The sequence below is a fragment of the Gilliamella sp. B2969 genome (assembly GCF_026536195.1).
Lineage (GTDB): Bacteria > Pseudomonadota > Gammaproteobacteria > Enterobacterales > Orbaceae > Gilliamella.
On sequence record NZ_JAFNOP010000008.1, the window covers coordinates 21272 to 37929 of the forward strand.

The 16658-nt window shown below is 35.3% G+C and carries 15 protein-coding genes; 8 read left to right on the plus strand and 7 right to left on the minus strand.

The features are described 5' to 3' along the window. Positions 1-130: 130 nt before the first annotated feature. From J3U66_RS08315 to dapD, 6 genes are all read right to left on the minus strand, one after another. On the minus strand, positions 131-2278 hold the full coding sequence (locus J3U66_RS08315; RefSeq protein WP_065633355.1) for a carbon starvation CstA family protein: 2148 nt from the start codon (positions 2276-2278) through the stop codon (positions 131-133). A gap of 292 nt (positions 2279-2570) precedes the next feature. Then, the gene (gene btsR, locus J3U66_RS08320; protein ID WP_267348712.1) at positions 2571-3290 is read right to left on the minus strand and encodes a two-component system response regulator BtsR; all 720 of its coding nucleotides are present in this window, start codon (positions 3288-3290) and stop codon (positions 2571-2573) included. After that, complete coding sequence (locus J3U66_RS08325; protein ID WP_267348714.1) at positions 3284-4984, minus strand: sensor histidine kinase; 1701 nt, start codon at positions 4982-4984, stop codon at positions 3284-3286. Before J3U66_RS08325 ends, btsR begins: the two co-directional genes overlap by 7 nt. Positions 4985-5039: 55 nt before the next feature. Beyond that, the gene (bglX, locus tag J3U66_RS08330; RefSeq protein ID WP_267346677.1) at positions 5040-7313 is read right to left on the minus strand and encodes a beta-glucosidase BglX; all 2274 of its coding nucleotides are present in this window, start codon (positions 7311-7313) and stop codon (positions 5040-5042) included. 233 nt (positions 7314-7546) lie between these two features. Continuing rightward, positions 7547-8038, minus strand: coding sequence for a YajQ family cyclic di-GMP-binding protein (locus tag J3U66_RS08335; RefSeq protein ID WP_267343529.1), 492 nt, complete (start codon positions 8036-8038; stop codon positions 7547-7549). A gap of 119 nt (positions 8039-8157) precedes the next feature. Then, the gene (gene dapD / locus J3U66_RS08340) at positions 8158-8982 is read right to left on the minus strand and encodes a 2,3,4,5-tetrahydropyridine-2,6-dicarboxylate N-succinyltransferase (protein ID WP_065563367.1); all 825 of its coding nucleotides are present in this window, start codon (positions 8980-8982) and stop codon (positions 8158-8160) included. A gap of 223 nt (positions 8983-9205) precedes the next feature. Between dapD and J3U66_RS08345 the strand changes: the two genes are divergently transcribed. From J3U66_RS08345 to J3U66_RS08360, 4 genes are read left to right on the plus strand one after another with little or no spacing between them, the layout of a single operon-like run. After that, the gene (locus J3U66_RS08345) at positions 9206-9682 is read left to right on the plus strand and encodes a prepilin-type N-terminal cleavage/methylation domain-containing protein (RefSeq protein WP_267343530.1); all 477 of its coding nucleotides are present in this window, start codon (positions 9206-9208) and stop codon (positions 9680-9682) included. Then, positions 9676-10242 carry a prepilin peptidase-dependent protein gene (locus J3U66_RS08350; protein ID WP_267348716.1) on the plus strand — a complete coding sequence of 189 codons (567 nt, stop codon included), beginning with the start codon at positions 9676-9678 and terminating at the stop codon, positions 10240-10242. Before J3U66_RS08345 ends, J3U66_RS08350 begins: the two co-directional genes overlap by 7 nt. Beyond that, a complete protein-coding gene (locus tag J3U66_RS08355) occupies positions 10223-10657 on the plus strand; it encodes a DUF2509 family protein (RefSeq protein WP_267348718.1) in 435 nt (144 codons plus the stop codon). Before J3U66_RS08350 ends, J3U66_RS08355 begins: the two co-directional genes overlap by 20 nt. Further along, entirely contained in the window at positions 10650-10985 is a 336-nt protein-coding gene (locus tag J3U66_RS08360; RefSeq protein WP_267348720.1) for a type IV pilus modification PilV family protein, read from the plus strand. The genes J3U66_RS08355 and J3U66_RS08360 overlap by 8 nt, the downstream gene beginning before the upstream one ends. 25 nt (positions 10986-11010) lie before the next feature. Here J3U66_RS08360 and J3U66_RS08365 read toward each other — a convergent pair whose 3' ends face one another. Then, positions 11011-11754, minus strand: a complete 744-nt coding sequence (locus J3U66_RS08365; protein ID WP_267343534.1) for an alpha/beta fold hydrolase — start codon at positions 11752-11754, stop codon at positions 11011-11013. 136 nt (positions 11755-11890) lie between these two features. Between J3U66_RS08365 and J3U66_RS08370 the strand changes: the two genes are divergently transcribed. The 4 genes from J3U66_RS08370 to J3U66_RS08385 all read left to right on the plus strand — a co-directional run bounded on the left by J3U66_RS08370 (position 11891) and on the right by J3U66_RS08385 (position 16655). After that, positions 11891-13831, plus strand: a complete 1941-nt coding sequence (locus J3U66_RS08370) for an exoribonuclease II (RefSeq protein WP_267348722.1) — start codon at positions 11891-11893, stop codon at positions 13829-13831. A gap of 191 nt (positions 13832-14022) precedes the next feature. Further along, complete coding sequence (locus J3U66_RS08375) at positions 14023-14259, plus strand: YecH family metal-binding protein (RefSeq protein ID WP_267333363.1); 237 nt, start codon at positions 14023-14025, stop codon at positions 14257-14259. A gap of 149 nt (positions 14260-14408) precedes the next feature. Beyond that, complete coding sequence (locus J3U66_RS08380) at positions 14409-15074, plus strand: hypothetical protein (protein ID WP_267333362.1); 666 nt, start codon at positions 14409-14411, stop codon at positions 15072-15074. Between the two features lie 69 nt (positions 15075-15143). Continuing rightward, a complete protein-coding gene (locus tag J3U66_RS08385; protein ID WP_416379639.1) occupies positions 15144-16655 on the plus strand; it encodes a glucan biosynthesis protein G in 1512 nt (503 codons plus the stop codon). Positions 16656-16658: the final 3 nt, after the last annotated feature.

Genomic DNA, 16658 nt, shown 5'->3' on the forward strand with positions numbered 1-16658 from the left:
CAACTCGCAATAAGATAATATTAAATGATATAAAAATACCCAACAATATAACAATATTATTGGGTATGAGATAGATAACCATCAATATTTTTTGACAACTTGATAATGTAACGTCATCAATAATACAGACTTAATGTGACATTGAAGTTTTTACACCGCCTTCAGGAATTGGCACATAAGCTGTCTCTTTATCTGTTCTTTGTTTATTATTACGTACTTTTAATGCAGTTTTAATACCAAAGAAAATAATACTGTAAACAACCACTAAAAATAGAATACTTAAACCCGCATTAGTATAATTGTTAATAACGATATGGTGCATATTATCAATTTGTTGTGCGGTTAATTCACTACCTTCAGCAATGCGACGTTTATACTCATTGGCTAAATAGAAGAAACCTTCTAATTGCGGATCATTACTGAATAATTTCAATGCTAATGCCCATGTTGTACAAATGAGTAACCATATTGCTGGAATAATTGTCACCCAAATATATTGAGCACGTTTCATTTTAATTAATACAACCGTTGCTAACACTAACGCAACCGCCGCTAACATTTGATTTGAGATACCGAATAATGGCCATAAGCTCTTAACACCACCTAATGGATCAACAACGCCTTGATAGAGTAAGTAGCCCCACAAACCAACACAACCCACTGTACCAATAAAACCGGCAATGAGTGAATCGGTTTTTTTCAAGAATGGGACAAAGTTACCTAAAAGGTCTTGTAGCATAAAACGACCAGAACGGGTACCAGCATCAAGTGCAGTTAAGATAAATAACGCTTCAAATAAAATACCAAAGTGATACCAAAAGCCCATATTGGCACCAGGAATAATTTGATGGAACACGTGTGCAATACCTACCGCTAGCGTTGGCGCACCACCGGCACGATTAAGCACTGACGGTTCACCAATATCTTTGGCTGTTTGTAAAATTTCGTCAGGTGAAATGACAAATCCCCACGAACTAACCGTTGCAGCAGCATGGGCTGTCACATCTTTAAGTTGCTCCATTATCATTGGCGCTTGATCAGTACCTAATTTATGCAAATCAGGCATAGTAATCCCTAAAGCTGCCGGTGGAGTATTCATAGCGAAATAAAGACCTGGCTCAATAATTGAAGCAGCGACTAATGCCATCATGGCAACGAATGACTCCATTAACATTGCACCGTAACCGATGAAGCGAGCATCCGTTTCGTTAGCAAGTAATTTTGGCGTTGTACCTGATGAAATTAATGCATGGAAGCCAGAAACAGCACCACAAGCAATCGTGATAAATAAGAATGGGAAAAGTGAACCTTTCCAAACTGGACCGGTACCATCAACATATTGGGTCACATCTGGCATTTTTAAATCAGGATTTAAGATAACAATACCAATAGCTAAACCAACAATTACACCGATTTTTAAAAATGTTGCTAAATAATCACGAGGTGCTAGGATTAACCAAACAGGTAACATTGCTGAAACTAAAGCATAGCCCACTAATACATAAGTAATAGTCGTTGCTTTGAAAGTTAAAGCTGGCCCCCAATATGCATCATGCGCAATTACACCACCAAACCATATTGATAACACTAATAACACAATACCAATAACAGATACTTCTAATACCCGTCCTGGTCTTAAAAATCGCATATAAATACCCATAAATAAGGCAATAGGTACTGTTGAACAAACAGTAAATACCCCCCAAGGGCTTTCAGCTAGCGCTTTAACCACAATCAATGCTAAAACCGCAAGTATTATAAGCATGATAAGGAAGCAACCAAATAGCGCTATGGTGCCAGGAATCGCCCCCATCTCTTCTTTAATCATTTCGCCCAAAGATGAGCCATTACGTCTAGAAGATAAAAATAGAACCATAAAGTCTTGTACCGCACCGGCAAACACGACACCTGCAAGTAACCAAAGTGTACCTGGTAAGTACCCTACTTGAGCGGCAAGTACCGGCCCAACCAATGGCCCTGCGCCGGCAATGGCAGCAAAATGGTGACCAAATAATACATATTTATTAGTCGGTACAAAGTTTAAACCATCATTATTAATGACAGCAGGGGTTGCACGCGTCGGATCTAATTGCATGACCTTTTTGGCGATATACAAACTGTAATATCGGTACGCGACAAGATAAATTGAAACAGCAGCAGCAACAATCCATAGTGCGCTGACATGCTCACCTCGCCGTAATGCAATTACGGCTAAACAACATGCACCAATAAAGGCTAAGATCAGCCATGGAATATGCTTAAAGACTTTATTATTCATAATAACTCTCTTCATGGGTTTTAAATTTAATTAGTTCGAAATTTAACACCATTTAAAACAGATATAGACTTACTATGTTTTGATATTAAAAAAACCATTATTTTTAATTTCATTAAAATAGCTTGTCTGTATTGCTATAGCCTAAAATAACGACTAAAAGTTCCTTTACATCCAAGCCTATAGTAATTTTTTAATGAATATAGAGGTATCGATATTTAAGTTATAGGTTAAATAGAAAAGATGAGTGGTTAAATTTAGCGAATGAGTGGTTTTTGCGGATAACAACAAAAAACTATAATCCCAACATCTCTTTGAGCTGTTTTAAATAACGACGGCTAACTGGAACTGATATATCATTATTTAAAATAATATCAACGCCATTTGTATCATTGAAACGAATTTCTTTAAGCTTTTTTAAATTAACTAAATATTGACGATGACAGCGGATCAATGGTGTTTTATCTTCTAGAGTCTTTAAGGTTAATTCGGTAAAGTATTCTTGATTGGCTTGATTAAAAACATAAATGCCGCTAATTTTAGACGACACATAATAGACATCCTCAATATTCAACAGATAAATACGATTATGCCCAACACAGGGAATATACTCAAAATCCTGCTTGATTCCTTTTAATTGGCAAATATCACAAGGAATACAGTGATGATGCAATCGATTTAGCGTTTTATGTAAGCGCTCTGATTCAACAGGTTTCAATAAGTAATCAAAAGCTTGCTCTTCAAAGGCTTTGACCGCAAACTCACTATAAGCAGTTAAAAACACTATATGTGGCATGGTTTTAGGATCTAACATAGATAACATTTCAATACCATTGATTTTCGGCATTTGAATATCTAAAAAAACCACATCAGGTTGCAAACGATGAATTTCACGAATCGCTTCCATTGCATTATTACATTCAGCAACAATATTAATTTCAGGATCACTTTCAAGCAAGCAACGTAAATTTTCACGGGCAAGCAATTCATCATCTACAATAATTACATCTAACATTGGATACAGCTTTCCTTTTGTAAAGGCAATGTTAATACTACTTTAGTATAAGTATCAGGTTCACATTCTATTTTTATTCCGTATTGCTTACCATAACGAATATTAATTCGTTTATCAACCAAATTTAGACCTAATCCTTTTGTGTCTTTTTTATTTTCGCAGTAGTTACCAGCGTTATCCATAACCTCTAAAACTAATGTTTGATTTTGTTCATAGGCATAAATCGCCACTTTTCCTTTACCAATTAATTGCGAAGTACCATGTTTAATCGCATTTTCCACTATCGGTTGTAGTGAAAAAGCCGGTAACTGAGCCGATTCTAAATGTGGGGGAATAGCTATTTCGACGGTCAATTGTTCCATAAAGCGCATTTTTTCAATTTGTAAATAAGCATTAACATGCTCAATTTCGTCTTTCAGCGTAACAATTTCATCTGTTCGCTTAAGATTTTTGCGAAAAAAAGTCGAAAGATTCTGCACTAATTGTGATGCTTGTTGTTTATCTCGACGAATAACGGCCAATAACGTATTGAGCGCATTAAATAAAAAATGAGGATTAACTTGAGCGTGCAATAATTTAATCTCAGTTTTAGATAATAATTGTTTGTAGTGCTCATTTTGCCCAGCTAAAATTTGTGCGGACAGTAAACTGGCGATGCCTTCACCAAGCGTACGATTGATCGAACTAAATAATGTATTTTTAGCTTCATACAATTTAATTGTACCAACAACAGTATTGTTTTCACCTCTCAGCGGAATAACTAACGTTGAACCTAAGCGGCAATATTTATTAATTGAACATTGATAAGGTTGATGAACGCCATCAAGATATTTAACATCATTTTGTTCAATCGCTTCTAAAGTAATATTAGAGGTAATTGGTGTGCCGGGTAGATGATGATCATCACCAACACCAATAAATGCTAAGATTTTTTCTCTATCAGTAATCGAAACTGCACCAATATCTAACTCTTGATAAATAATTTGTGCAACTTTAGTACTATTACGTTGATTAAAACCATCACGAAGTAACCCTTCGGTACTTGCGGCAATCTTAAGTGCCTTTGCGGAAAAGGCTGACGTATATCGTTCAAAAATAGCGCGCCTATCGAGTAAAATTCGCATAAACATAGCAGCGCCAATGCTATTAGCCACGATCATTGGCGCAGCAATACTTTTAACTGCATGTAAAACCACGTCAAAAGGGCGTGAAATTAGTAGCACCATTATCATTTCAAGCGATTCAACTAATAAGCCTAAAACCCCGACTAACAAAGGATTATAGATAAGATCAACTCGACCTTTTTTCATTAAGCCATAATGCAATAGACCACTAATCAATCCTGTTAAAATAGTCGAAAGCATACAACTTTCAGCGGTAATTCCACCTAACGTATAACGATGAATTCCCCCTGTTATCCCTACTAATAGCCCGACCATGGGGCCGCCAAGCAAACCGCCTAAAATAGCGCCAATGGCTCGAGTGTTGGCTATTGTGTCTTCTATGTGTAAACCAAAATAACTGCCCATAATACAAAATAGAGAAAAGATACAATAACAGACTAACTTATGAGGTAGATGCACAGTTACTTGCATTAATGGAATAACAATAGGTGTTTTACTTAGCAAATAAGCAATAACTAGATAAATACACATTTGTTGAAGAAGTTGTAAAACAAGATCAAATTCAAACATAATATTGACCACAAAATAAAACCGTCGACAGATGTCGACGGTTAATATAATTAATTTATTTATCTAATAAGGTAAAGGTCTGTTTATCTTGCGTTGTCGAATCAGAGCCAACGTAGATATTGAATTTACCTGGTTCTGCAACATATTGCATTTTGTCATTCCAGAATTTTAGCATATCTGGTTTGATCACTAATTTCACTTCACCTTTTTCATGAGGTTTTAAAGTAATATTTTCAAAACCTATCAACTGTTTAACGGGTCGACTGACCGAAGCTGTGATATCTTGAAGGTAAAACTGTACCGTTTGGCTACCTTCTTTCTCACCAATATTCTCAACATTTGCAGTCACCACAATTTCACCATTTTGCGGCATCTCAGTACTTGATAAGGCAAAATCTATCGTAAAATGGGTATAACTTAAACCAAATCCAAACGGGAATAGCGGTTCATTAGGACTATCAAAGTACGATGTTGTATATTTCCCCATATTTTCAGTACCATGAGGGCGACCAGTATTTAAATGACTGTAATAGACGGGAATTTGCCCAACATTATCAGGAAATGACATTGGTAATTTAGCCGATGGGTTATAATCACCAAATAAAACATCAGCGATAGCATTGCCCCCTTCGGTGCCTAAAAACCAAGTTTCGAGCATAGCATCAGCTTGTTCATACTCTTCTTTTACAGTTAATGGGCGACCATTCATTAATGCTATAACTAAAGGTTTGCCTGTTGCCTTTAAAGCTTTGATTAACCGTTTTTGGCTTGCTTGCAATGAAAGATCGGTGCGACTAGATGACTCATGCGCCATTCCCTCAGCTTCCCCTACAAATAACACAACAACATCGGCTTTTTTAGCTTTAGCAACTGCTTCGGCAATCATTTTATCAGCAGGACGAGGATCAAATTTGGTGGTTTCTTCATATAAATTTAAAAATTTATATAAATTAGAATCATCGGAAAGATTAGCACCAAATGCGTAACTAATTGTTTTAGGATCTTTTACTGCATTTTTGATTCCTTCTAAAGGTGTGACAGCTAGATTAGCGCGTCCGGCACCTGACCAACTACCTAAAATATCGCGCTTAGAATCGGCAAGTGGTCCAATCACGGCTATTTTCTTGTTTTTGGCTAAAGGTAAAATGCTATTTTTATTTTTCAACAACACAATACTTCGACGCGCTACATCTCTGGCTTCTTCTCGATGTAGACGGTTGTCGGCAAACATCGTATCGATATCTAATTTAGGATCTAAATTACGATGAGGGTCATTAAACAGCCCCATGTCATATTTGAGTTCTAATACATGTCGACAAGCTTTGTTAATATCCTCTTCTGTGAGGACACCTTCATTAACAAGTTCAGGTAAAAATTGAAGAAAATATTCATCATTCATACTGATATCAATACCTGCTTTTATCGCCACGCGAACAGCATCTTTAGCATCGCTTGCCACACCATGATTAATCAATTCACGAATCGCACCATGATCACTTACAACCACACCATTAAAATGCCATTGGTCACGTAATACTTCAGTCAGTAGCCAATGATTAGCTGTCGCTGGAATACCGTTAACACTGACTAAAGACACCATTACAGCACGACTACCGGCATCAATGGCTGCTTTATAAGGTACAAGATACTCTTGGAACATTTTACGTTCACTCATATCGGTGCTGTTATATTCGCGACCCGCTTCGACCGCACCATATAGCGCAAAATGCTTAACGGTTGTCACTAACGATTTTTTATCATCAAGAGACTGTTTTTGCATTTTTTCGACAAAAATACGTCCTGCTTCAGATGTTAAATAGGGATCTTCACCAAAGCCTTCAGAAACGCGTCCCCATCTAGGATCTCGGGTAATATCAACCATTGGAGCCCAAGTAATATTTAATCCATCTGAGGTCGCTTCGTCGGCAGACACTTCAGCAACTTTACCTATAACATTACGATCCCAACTCGATGCAACACCTAAATTAATTGGGAATACCGTACGATGGCCATGAATAATATCAAATCCAAAAAATAGAGGAATTTTATTCGGGGACTTTAAAGCGCGGTCTTGCATATTTGTCAAATCTGGCTCAACAACAGTATTAAAAATACCGCCAATCTCTCCAGCCTCGATTTGGTCTAATACTTTTGGTAAAGTGAGATCGCCACCTACACTAATTAATCTTAACTGACCCACTTTTTCTTTTATGGTCATTTTTGATAATAAATTATCAATAAAAGCTTTTTTTTCTTCGCTATTCGAATCTTGTGCGAACAAAGAGCCTGAAAACAGAAAAAAAACCAAAACAACTATTAATTTTTTCATCATGATAAATATTGTTATAATTTAAAGGATAGACATGAAGATAGCATAACTTATTCGCGCATAAAAATCTCGTTATTTACATTGTTTTCATTTATGTTTAAAACAAGATCGCATTTATTATATAAAAAAATTGACGTTAATATTATTTAACCTCAAACTTTTTTACATAATAAGTGCGGGCTAATCGTTTAGCGTGAGTGATTGCCAGACGACGTTCACGAAGGTTACATTAATTAGTCTCTAAAATTAGTAAATTGAAACGGTTGTCCTAATTCTCCGTTTTTAACTAATGTCATCGTTGCTTGTAAATCATCACGTGATTTACCCGTAACGCGAACTTGTTCCCCTTGTACTTGGGCTTGCACTTTAAGTTTACTGTCTTTAATCAACTTAACTATTTTTTTAGCTAACTCTTTATCAATACCTTGTTTTAGTTTTACTGTAATACTGTATAGTTTTCCACTATGTTCCATCTCTTCCGGAATTTCAAGTGCCCCACCATCAATACCACGTTTGGCTAACTTATCACGTAAAATATCCAATAGCTGTTGTACTTGGAAGTCAGATTGACTGGTCGCTTTAATCGTTTCATTTTTTTCATTAAGCTCAAATGAGGCTTCCACATTTTTAAAATCCCAACGCGTAGTTAGTTCACGGGTCGCGTTTTCAACACCATTTTTCACTTCTGGCATTTGAATTTCAGAAACAATATCAAAAGAAGGCATAAATTCTCCTTTGCGAATAATTAAAAATAAAATTAACTTGATGAATGTTATGAGAATATATTGACTGTCCCTATATCAAAAGCAAAGACAGTCAATTAATTTATGGTAATTGATTGCGATTAATCGATGGTACGAAGTAATTCGTTAATTCCTACTTTACCTAACGTTTTAGCATCGACTTTTTTTACAATTACTGCACAATAAAGGCTATATTTGCCATCTTTAGTTGGTAAGTTACCTGATACCACAACTGAACCGGCTGGCACGCGACCGTAATGGACTTCACCTGTTGCGCGATCATAAATTTTAGTACTTTGACCGATGAAAACACCCATTGAGATCACACTGCCTTCTTCAACAATCACACCTTCAACGATTTCACTACGTGCACCAATAAAGCAGTTATCTTCAATAATCGTTGGATTTGCTTGCAAAGGTTCTAATACGCCACCGATACCAACACCACCTGATAAATGAACATTTTTACCAATTTGCGCACAAGAACCAACAGTTACCCAAGTGTCAACCATTGTACCTTCATCAACATAAGCACCAATATTTACATAAGATGGCATTAATACGGTATTACGAGCCACATACGCACCTTTACGTGCAATTGCTGATGGAACGACACGGAAGCCTTCTTGTTGGAAGCGTGCTTCATCATAATCAGCAAATTTTAATGGCACTTTATCATAATAATTTGTTGCGCCACCATCAATAAGTTGGTTCTCATTAATACGGAAAGAGAGCAACACTGCTTTTTTTAACCATTGATGAGTCACCCAATCGCCATTAATCTTTTCCGCGACACGCATTTTACCGCTGTCTAATAGAGCGATACATTGATTAATTGCATCACGCGTTACTGTATCAACATTTGAAGGCGTGATTTCAGCACGACGTTCAAATGCTGCCTCAATAATAGTTTGTAATTGTTGCATTTCTCGTTTCCTTTAACTTTAAGTCCGTTAGCAAATTTAAATAGATGCACAGTATAATATAATATGTCACGCTTTTTAAGCGGTTTGTCGTATCAAACTTTCTTTCTTGTTAATAAACAACATTTATTTGGAATTAAGTTCACAAATACCCCACACACATAAAATACCAAAACCAAACTTTTCTATACTTATCGATATTGAAAGTTTACTAGACAAAAGATAAATGCAAAATTTTGGATTTTCATTGTTAGAATTATTGATTGTTATTTGCATAAGTGCAATTTGCGCCGCTATTGGCATGCAACAATGGAAAGAGATACAGCTCCGTAACGAATTAGTCTCAACAACACACCAATTAGCCTATTTTTTAAATGAAGTCCAAGTTAAAGCTAATACTGAAAATGAAAATTATAATCTTCATCTATTTTTATCCCCTTGGTGTTTAACTATTACATCCGGTGAGCCGCCAACAAGTTGTCAAACTGGCCTATTACAGTTTATCAAACCTAACAATTCGGTTGACATTAAATTATTAAACGAACAAAAAATCATTACATTTTGGGGAAGACGGAATATGGCTCAAACAGGCTCATTTGAACTCAGCAACACAATTGGTACAACCAGAGTGTTAATATCATTTCGTGGGCGAATTCGATTTTGTCGCATCAACAGTTATTTGCCAAGTTTACCCGCATGTTAAAACAAGCAGGATTTTCACTACTTGAAATGTTGTTATCAATAACACTTTCAAGTTTAATTTTTATTGCAGTGACAGATTATTACTTTCAGATACAAGCACATACTTTACAATATTATCGAGCCATTCATCTGCAACAAACTGTTCAACAAGCACTATTTGGCATAGCCAAAGATATAAAGCGCGCAGGGTTTATTGCTAACGATCCGAGTAAACCAAATAAAACTGCATTAGCCATTATTAACGAAAAAAATTGCATTATTATTCGTTACGATAGTCAAATCCGACATGATTGGATCGATGACGCTTCAGCCATGAATAACGCAGATAGTTTTGTCTATCGCTTTATCAACAATAATATTGAATATAAAACGGGTGCGACTGCTTGCAATGAACCCAAGTGGGAAAAATTATTCGATCCAGCTGAGATTAAAGTGACAACCTTCCATCTGAAGCAACAGGCTAATAGTATCGAAATAGTATTAGCAGCTGAACTCAAACAACATCAACAAGTAAAATATCAAATAAGCAAAATAGTGAGAAATGAAAATTTTTATCCATAAAAACAACCATGAACAAGGTTTTAGTACGATTATCATGGTTATTATTTTAACCATTATTGGTGCTATATTATTAACAAGTGCTCACTTACTAATGATCTCATGGCATAAAACACTAGCCAGAGAAAATCAATATTATCACCGTTTTAATCAAGCAAATTCCGCATTAAATTGGGCACTAACCCAAAGTTGGCAAATACCAACAGATAATTGGCAATGCTTATTTGAAGCAAAATATCAATGGAAAGTGTGTATCAAAAATTCTTTATTACAAATCGACAACTACGTACTGATACGCGGTGAATCAGAAGGTTTATTTGTTTATAGTTTGGCGCATCATCAAGGTGGTAAACTCATCGTACAAAAAGGTCATTGGCTTGATTATTGCCCAGAAAAAAGGAGAGCTTATTGTGAATAACAATGCTATGACAGGATTTAGTATAATTGAAGTGATGATAGCCTGTTTGATATTTGCCATTGTTATTATCAGTTTTAGCAATTATCAACACACATTAACCTATTTTTATCATTATCTTTCAAATCAACAAAAGGCACAGCAAATTGCGTTTTCATTACTTGATAGTTACCCTAATATAGCGAGGCACATTGTACCTAACAATTGGCAATATAATATTCGCAGTGAGCCTTACACAAGCCAGTGCCAACTCGTATCGGTCACAATAACAACCAAGCCTAACAAGCAAATTAATCAGCAACGATTATTTTGTCATATAATAAATGAGTAGCGTATTGGCCAATGGATAAGTTATCTTAAAGCCACTGTTTTAAAAGTTGCAAAACTTGCTGAGTTTTTTCTGCATGAACATTGTGCCCTGCTCCTTCAATTGTTTCTATCACAGCATTGGGAAATTGACGCAATATTGCTTCATAATATTGTTGCATTACATAATTGGAATTGCTACCGCGCACGAAAAACGTTGGCTTATACCAAGGAGAAATAGGTTGCCAATCACGTAAATGACTATATTGACTCACAATCACATTAGCATTAAATAACCAATGTCCATTTTTAAAAGATTTGAGCAAAAATTGGATTGTTCCATCTGATAGTCCTTGACTTTGCATAAGGTCAATAATCTGTTTTTTATCGGTAAGATTTTCAGCAAGGCAAGTACTTAACGACTCTAAAACCTGCGCATTATCCGTAGTCGGGTATTTAACTGGCGCAATATCAAGGGCGACAATTTTTTTGATTTTTTCAGAAATAATTTGGGTTAGTCGCAACGCAACCTTGCCCCCCATTGAATGACCAATTAAGATGATTTGATCTAATTGCAAATGATGACAAAGCGCTGCAATATCTTCTGCCATAACATTTAAATTCATCTCATTTGACCATGGCGATTGACCGTGATTACGCAAATCAACTTGAATGGTTTGATAATCAGATACAAAGTGCTTAGCTAACATATTTGAATTATCCAAACTGCCAAACACACCATGTAAAAAAATTATTGGTTGTCCTTCACCTTGTAATTTATAGTGTAAATTCATTTTTACATAATCCTTCATATCAAAACTTGTCTATTATAAGCCTAATTTCATTAAGATGATTAATTAATTCAATAACAAAAATTGCAATAACTATGATAAAATCCCAGACTAATTTTTTCAAATAATGTTAAGACATATGTTCCAAAATAACCCACTATTAGCCCAATTAAAACAAGAACTTCATCAACAAACACCCCGCGTTGAAGGTGTTGTAAGAGCCCACGAAAAAGGATTTGGTTTTTTAGATGTTGATAATAAAACAAGTTATTTTATTCCTGTTGCTAAAATGAAAACGGTGTGTCATGGCGATAAAGTATCAGGAACCATCATCGCCAATAATGATAAAGAGTCTTTTGATCCAGAAATATTAATAGAAAGTGCGTTACAAAAATTCATCGGAAAAATTGGTTTTCAAGATAACGCAATGATTATCCATGCTGAAAATATGCCAGAAAATCTTGTTATTCGCTGTAAAGTCAATAAACACGTTACCGAAAAAATCAAAGAAGGTGATTGGGTAACTGCAACACTGATTGCCCATCCACTACAAGAAGATAAAAACAGCTTTTTTGCCGAAGTTACCCATTTTATTGCTGAAGATAACTCTAAATACCTTCCTTGGTTAAAAACATTAGCCCGCTATAATTTAGATGATAAAGCGCCAACAGCTAACACATTGGCAATAACAGAAAATGAGCTAACCGATCGTCAAGATTTAACCTATATCGATTTTTTTACGATCGATAGTGAAGATACTGAAGATATGGATGATGCCATATCGATTGAAAAAGATGCACACGGTAATTATTTACTCAAAGTAGCTATTGCCGACCCTACCGCTTATGTAAGCGAAAATAGTGAACTTGATGATATCGCTAAACAAAGAAGCTTTACAACGTACTTGCCTGATTTCAATATCCCAATGCTGCCAAAAGAGCTTGCTGATGAGCTTTGCTCACTAAAAGCCAATCAAAAAAGGCCAGCTATGGTATGTGAAGTAAAAATCGATGCTAATGGTAATATTGATGACAATGCAATTGCATTTATTCCTGCATTTATCGAATCGAAAGCAAAACTTTGTTACCATAATGTTTCTGATTTTTTAGAAAACGGCAGTTTACTATCATCTGATAATTTAACGATACCGGAGCAACTTAATTGGTTAGCTAGTCTAGCAACACTAAGGACAGCGTGGCGACAAAGTCATGCTTTGGTATTTAAAGATATGACTGACTATCGTTTTATGCTCGATGAGAACCGACAAGTAAAATCAATTATTAAAGAAACACGCGGTATTGCTAACCAAATCGTTGAAGAAGTGATGATAATAGCCAATCAAGCTTTAACCATGCACTTAACTGACAAAATTGGTTTTGGTATTTTTAATGTCCATGCGGGTTTTGACCCTAAATTTATGGATCAAATTTTAAAGATCTTAAATGAACATGGCTTAACGCAATTTGATAAAGACGCTTTATTATCGTTTGAGGGGTATATCCAGCTGCGCCGTATCATCGATAACGATGCCTTTTTAGCCTCGCGCCTGCGAAAATTTCAAAGCCCTGCCGATTTTTCCCTTGAGCCAAGACCACATTATGGACTCGGATTTAACGCTTATGCAACATGGACTTCACCAATTCGAAAATATGGTGATATGATAAATCATCGATTAATTAAGGCTTACCTACGCCAGCTTCCATTAACTTCACCTAGCATAGAGCTACTTAAAATAATGGGTGAAAAGCGTAAAACATTACGCCTCGCCGAGCGTGATATGGCTGAAAATCTTTATGCACAATATTTATCGGATAAAATTAATCATCGTTTTACCGCTGAAATTATTGATATTAATCGCGGTGGTGCTCGGGTACGCTTAACGGATATTGGCGCTTTTGCATTCTTACCGCTGTCAATGATCCATCCTGTACGTGAGCAAATTTGCTCCCTTCCGGAAGAAGGCGTTATCAAAATTAAAGACGAAATTTGCTATAAACTAACCGATACCATTTCGGTCGTTATCCATCAAGTTAAAAAAGAAAATCAATCAATTATAGTGAAATTAGCGGATAATCACTAATGCACATTTTTTTTATCATGATAAGTGGTATTAATTTCTCATTTTTCCCCTGAAATCAATCGGGGGAATACTGACTAATAATTAATGATATTTTAACGCTTAACCTCTTTTTTTTCTTGATAATATCTGATATCTTTCTTCACTCATTAAAATAATTATTATAATTAAATAGGCAAGATGCAGAGGGTACTATGTTATCAATTCATGGGCATGAAGTCTTACATATGATGGCTGGAAATAGCTATACAGAATCATCTCTAAAGGAAGCTATCGAAAAACAGTTTGGAAAACATGCTAAATTTCACACTTGCTCTCAAACTGATATGGATTCAACACAACTTATCTGCTTTTTAAAATTAAAAGGTAAATTTAAACCCGTTACTGATGTTGAATTTACGGTCAATGAAACAAAGATTTGTCATCATTAAGTTTCAAAATATGTTTAAGTGTTTTGAGACTGTTATAAATTTAAATTAATCGTATAGTGTATTTAATAGAATATGAGTATATAATTTCGGGCAAAGACTAATAGCCAGCCCTCAAATTACAACTCTAAAATATATTCATGGAATTTAATATGAAAATTAGTAACATTTTAATCTGCGCAATTGTTCCTATTCTTGTCGCCAGTTGTGTACATAGATCGGCTGCACCGGTGAAAAAAATAGAACAGCCGATTGAAACAGATGAGTTAACATTAATCAAACAACAAACCGAATTAAACAATCCATATGTTGTTAATGCAAAAACACAATTACAGCAACTTATTGGCACAAAAAACTTCGATAATTACATTAAAAAAACCGGCATATTAAGTTGCCAAAATGATGAAAATCAATCATCTTGCGTGCTGAATTTTTACCTGACTGAATATTACAAATTAAAATATAATCAACAGATTAAGAAAGTTCTTGAAGAAAACCTGACCGAACATAAAATTGAATTGAGCAAAATAAAAGCAACACCTGCTAATATAAAAAATTATTGTGACCTCTCAGCAGATTTTCTTGCTGCTGTTTATACCAATGACAATCAGAAAGTTTCTAACTACTTCCAACCTTTATTCAAAATGTCAGAAGAAGATATGTCATCATTACATGCTAAAATCATCAAAGATAATTATTCACACTTCTTAATTGATGAAAATCCAAGTATTTTGCAAGAAATGAAAAGTGAGTTTCTTGAAAAATGTTTAGACGATCCAAAAGACAACATTATTAATTATATAAATATTTTTAGATAATCCTAACGCGAGTTTTTTATGCACAATTTATTACCAATTAGTCAGTTTAGTAAAACATTCACTGGCAAGATGCTTTGCGTAGTGTCGGCTTCTTGTATCAGTTTTTCTTCATGGGCTTTTTCGTTTAATGATGTGGTGACGCAAGCTGAAAATTTATCAAAACAAGCTTATGTACAACCAACTAAAAATATTCCAAACGAACTATCATCGTTACAATTCGCTGATTATCAGAAAATTCAATTTAATCACCAAAAAGCTTATTGGAGTGATCGAAAAAGCCGTTTTAAACTTGAGTTTTATCATGAAGGTATGTATTTTGATACGCCTGTAAAAATCAATGAAATTGTTAATAACCAAGTTAACGAGATTAAATTCGATCCAAGTTACTTCGATTTAAGCAAAATTAATCTCGATAAGTTAGACACAAAACATCTTGGTTTTGCTGGATTTAAAGTCCATTATCCAATTAATAATCCGACTAAAACAGATGACGAAATTTTCACTGCACTGGGTGGTAGTTATTTTAGAGCGGTAGGTAAAGATCAACGTTATGGACTTTCAGCAAGAGGATTAGCCATCGATACAGGTGAAATGTCTGGTGAAGAGTTTCCTCGATTCAAAGAGTTTTGGATTGAAAGGCCGCTGCCTAATCAAAAACATTTAGTGATTTATGCACTCCTTGACTCTCCACGTGTAGCTGGTGCATATAAACTTACTTTGGTACCGAGTGTCGATACAACAATTACCGTTGAAGCTAAAGTATTCTTCCGAGATGGCGTGAAAAAACTCGGTGTCGCACCATTAACCAGCATGTATTTATATGGACCAAATCAACCTTCGCCATTACTTAATTATCGTCCTGCGATGCATGATTCAAATGGGTTATCAATTTTATCAAATAATAACGAATGGATTTGGCGACCACTCAATAACCCAAAACGTTTATCTTTCTCATCATATAGTTTAGATAATCCTAAAGGATTTGGGTTAATTCAGCGAGATAAAGGTTTTGATGATTATCAAGATCTTGATGATCACTATGAACAACGTCCGAGTGTTTGGACAGAAATTTTGGACGACTGGCACAAAGGACGAGTTGAATTAGTTGAAATCCCGACCGCAGACGAAACCAACGATAATATTGTCTCTTATTGGGTGCCAGAAAAACAATACAAAGCTGGTGACACTCTTAGTTTTAAATATCGCCTACATTATACATTGGATGAACAACAACGTTATCCAGATAATATAGCAAGAGCAATTAGCACGCGATTATCACTCGGTGATATTAAACAGGCTAACTTAATTCGTAAGCTTGATGGGTCTAATGCATATGTTATTGATTTTGCAGGACCTCAACTATCAGAACAAGTTCCGGTGAAAGTCATATCAAGCATCAATAATGGTTCTATTGTCAGTAGTGATGTCCAGTACAATCCGGTTATTAAAGGTTGGCGAGTGCTGGTTCGATTTAATGTTGAAGATAATAAAAAACCAACGGATATCCGCATCCAATTAGCATCAGAAAAAACGAATGAAGTTTTATCTGAAACATGGAGCGGTCAATATCCTGGACAATAAAAT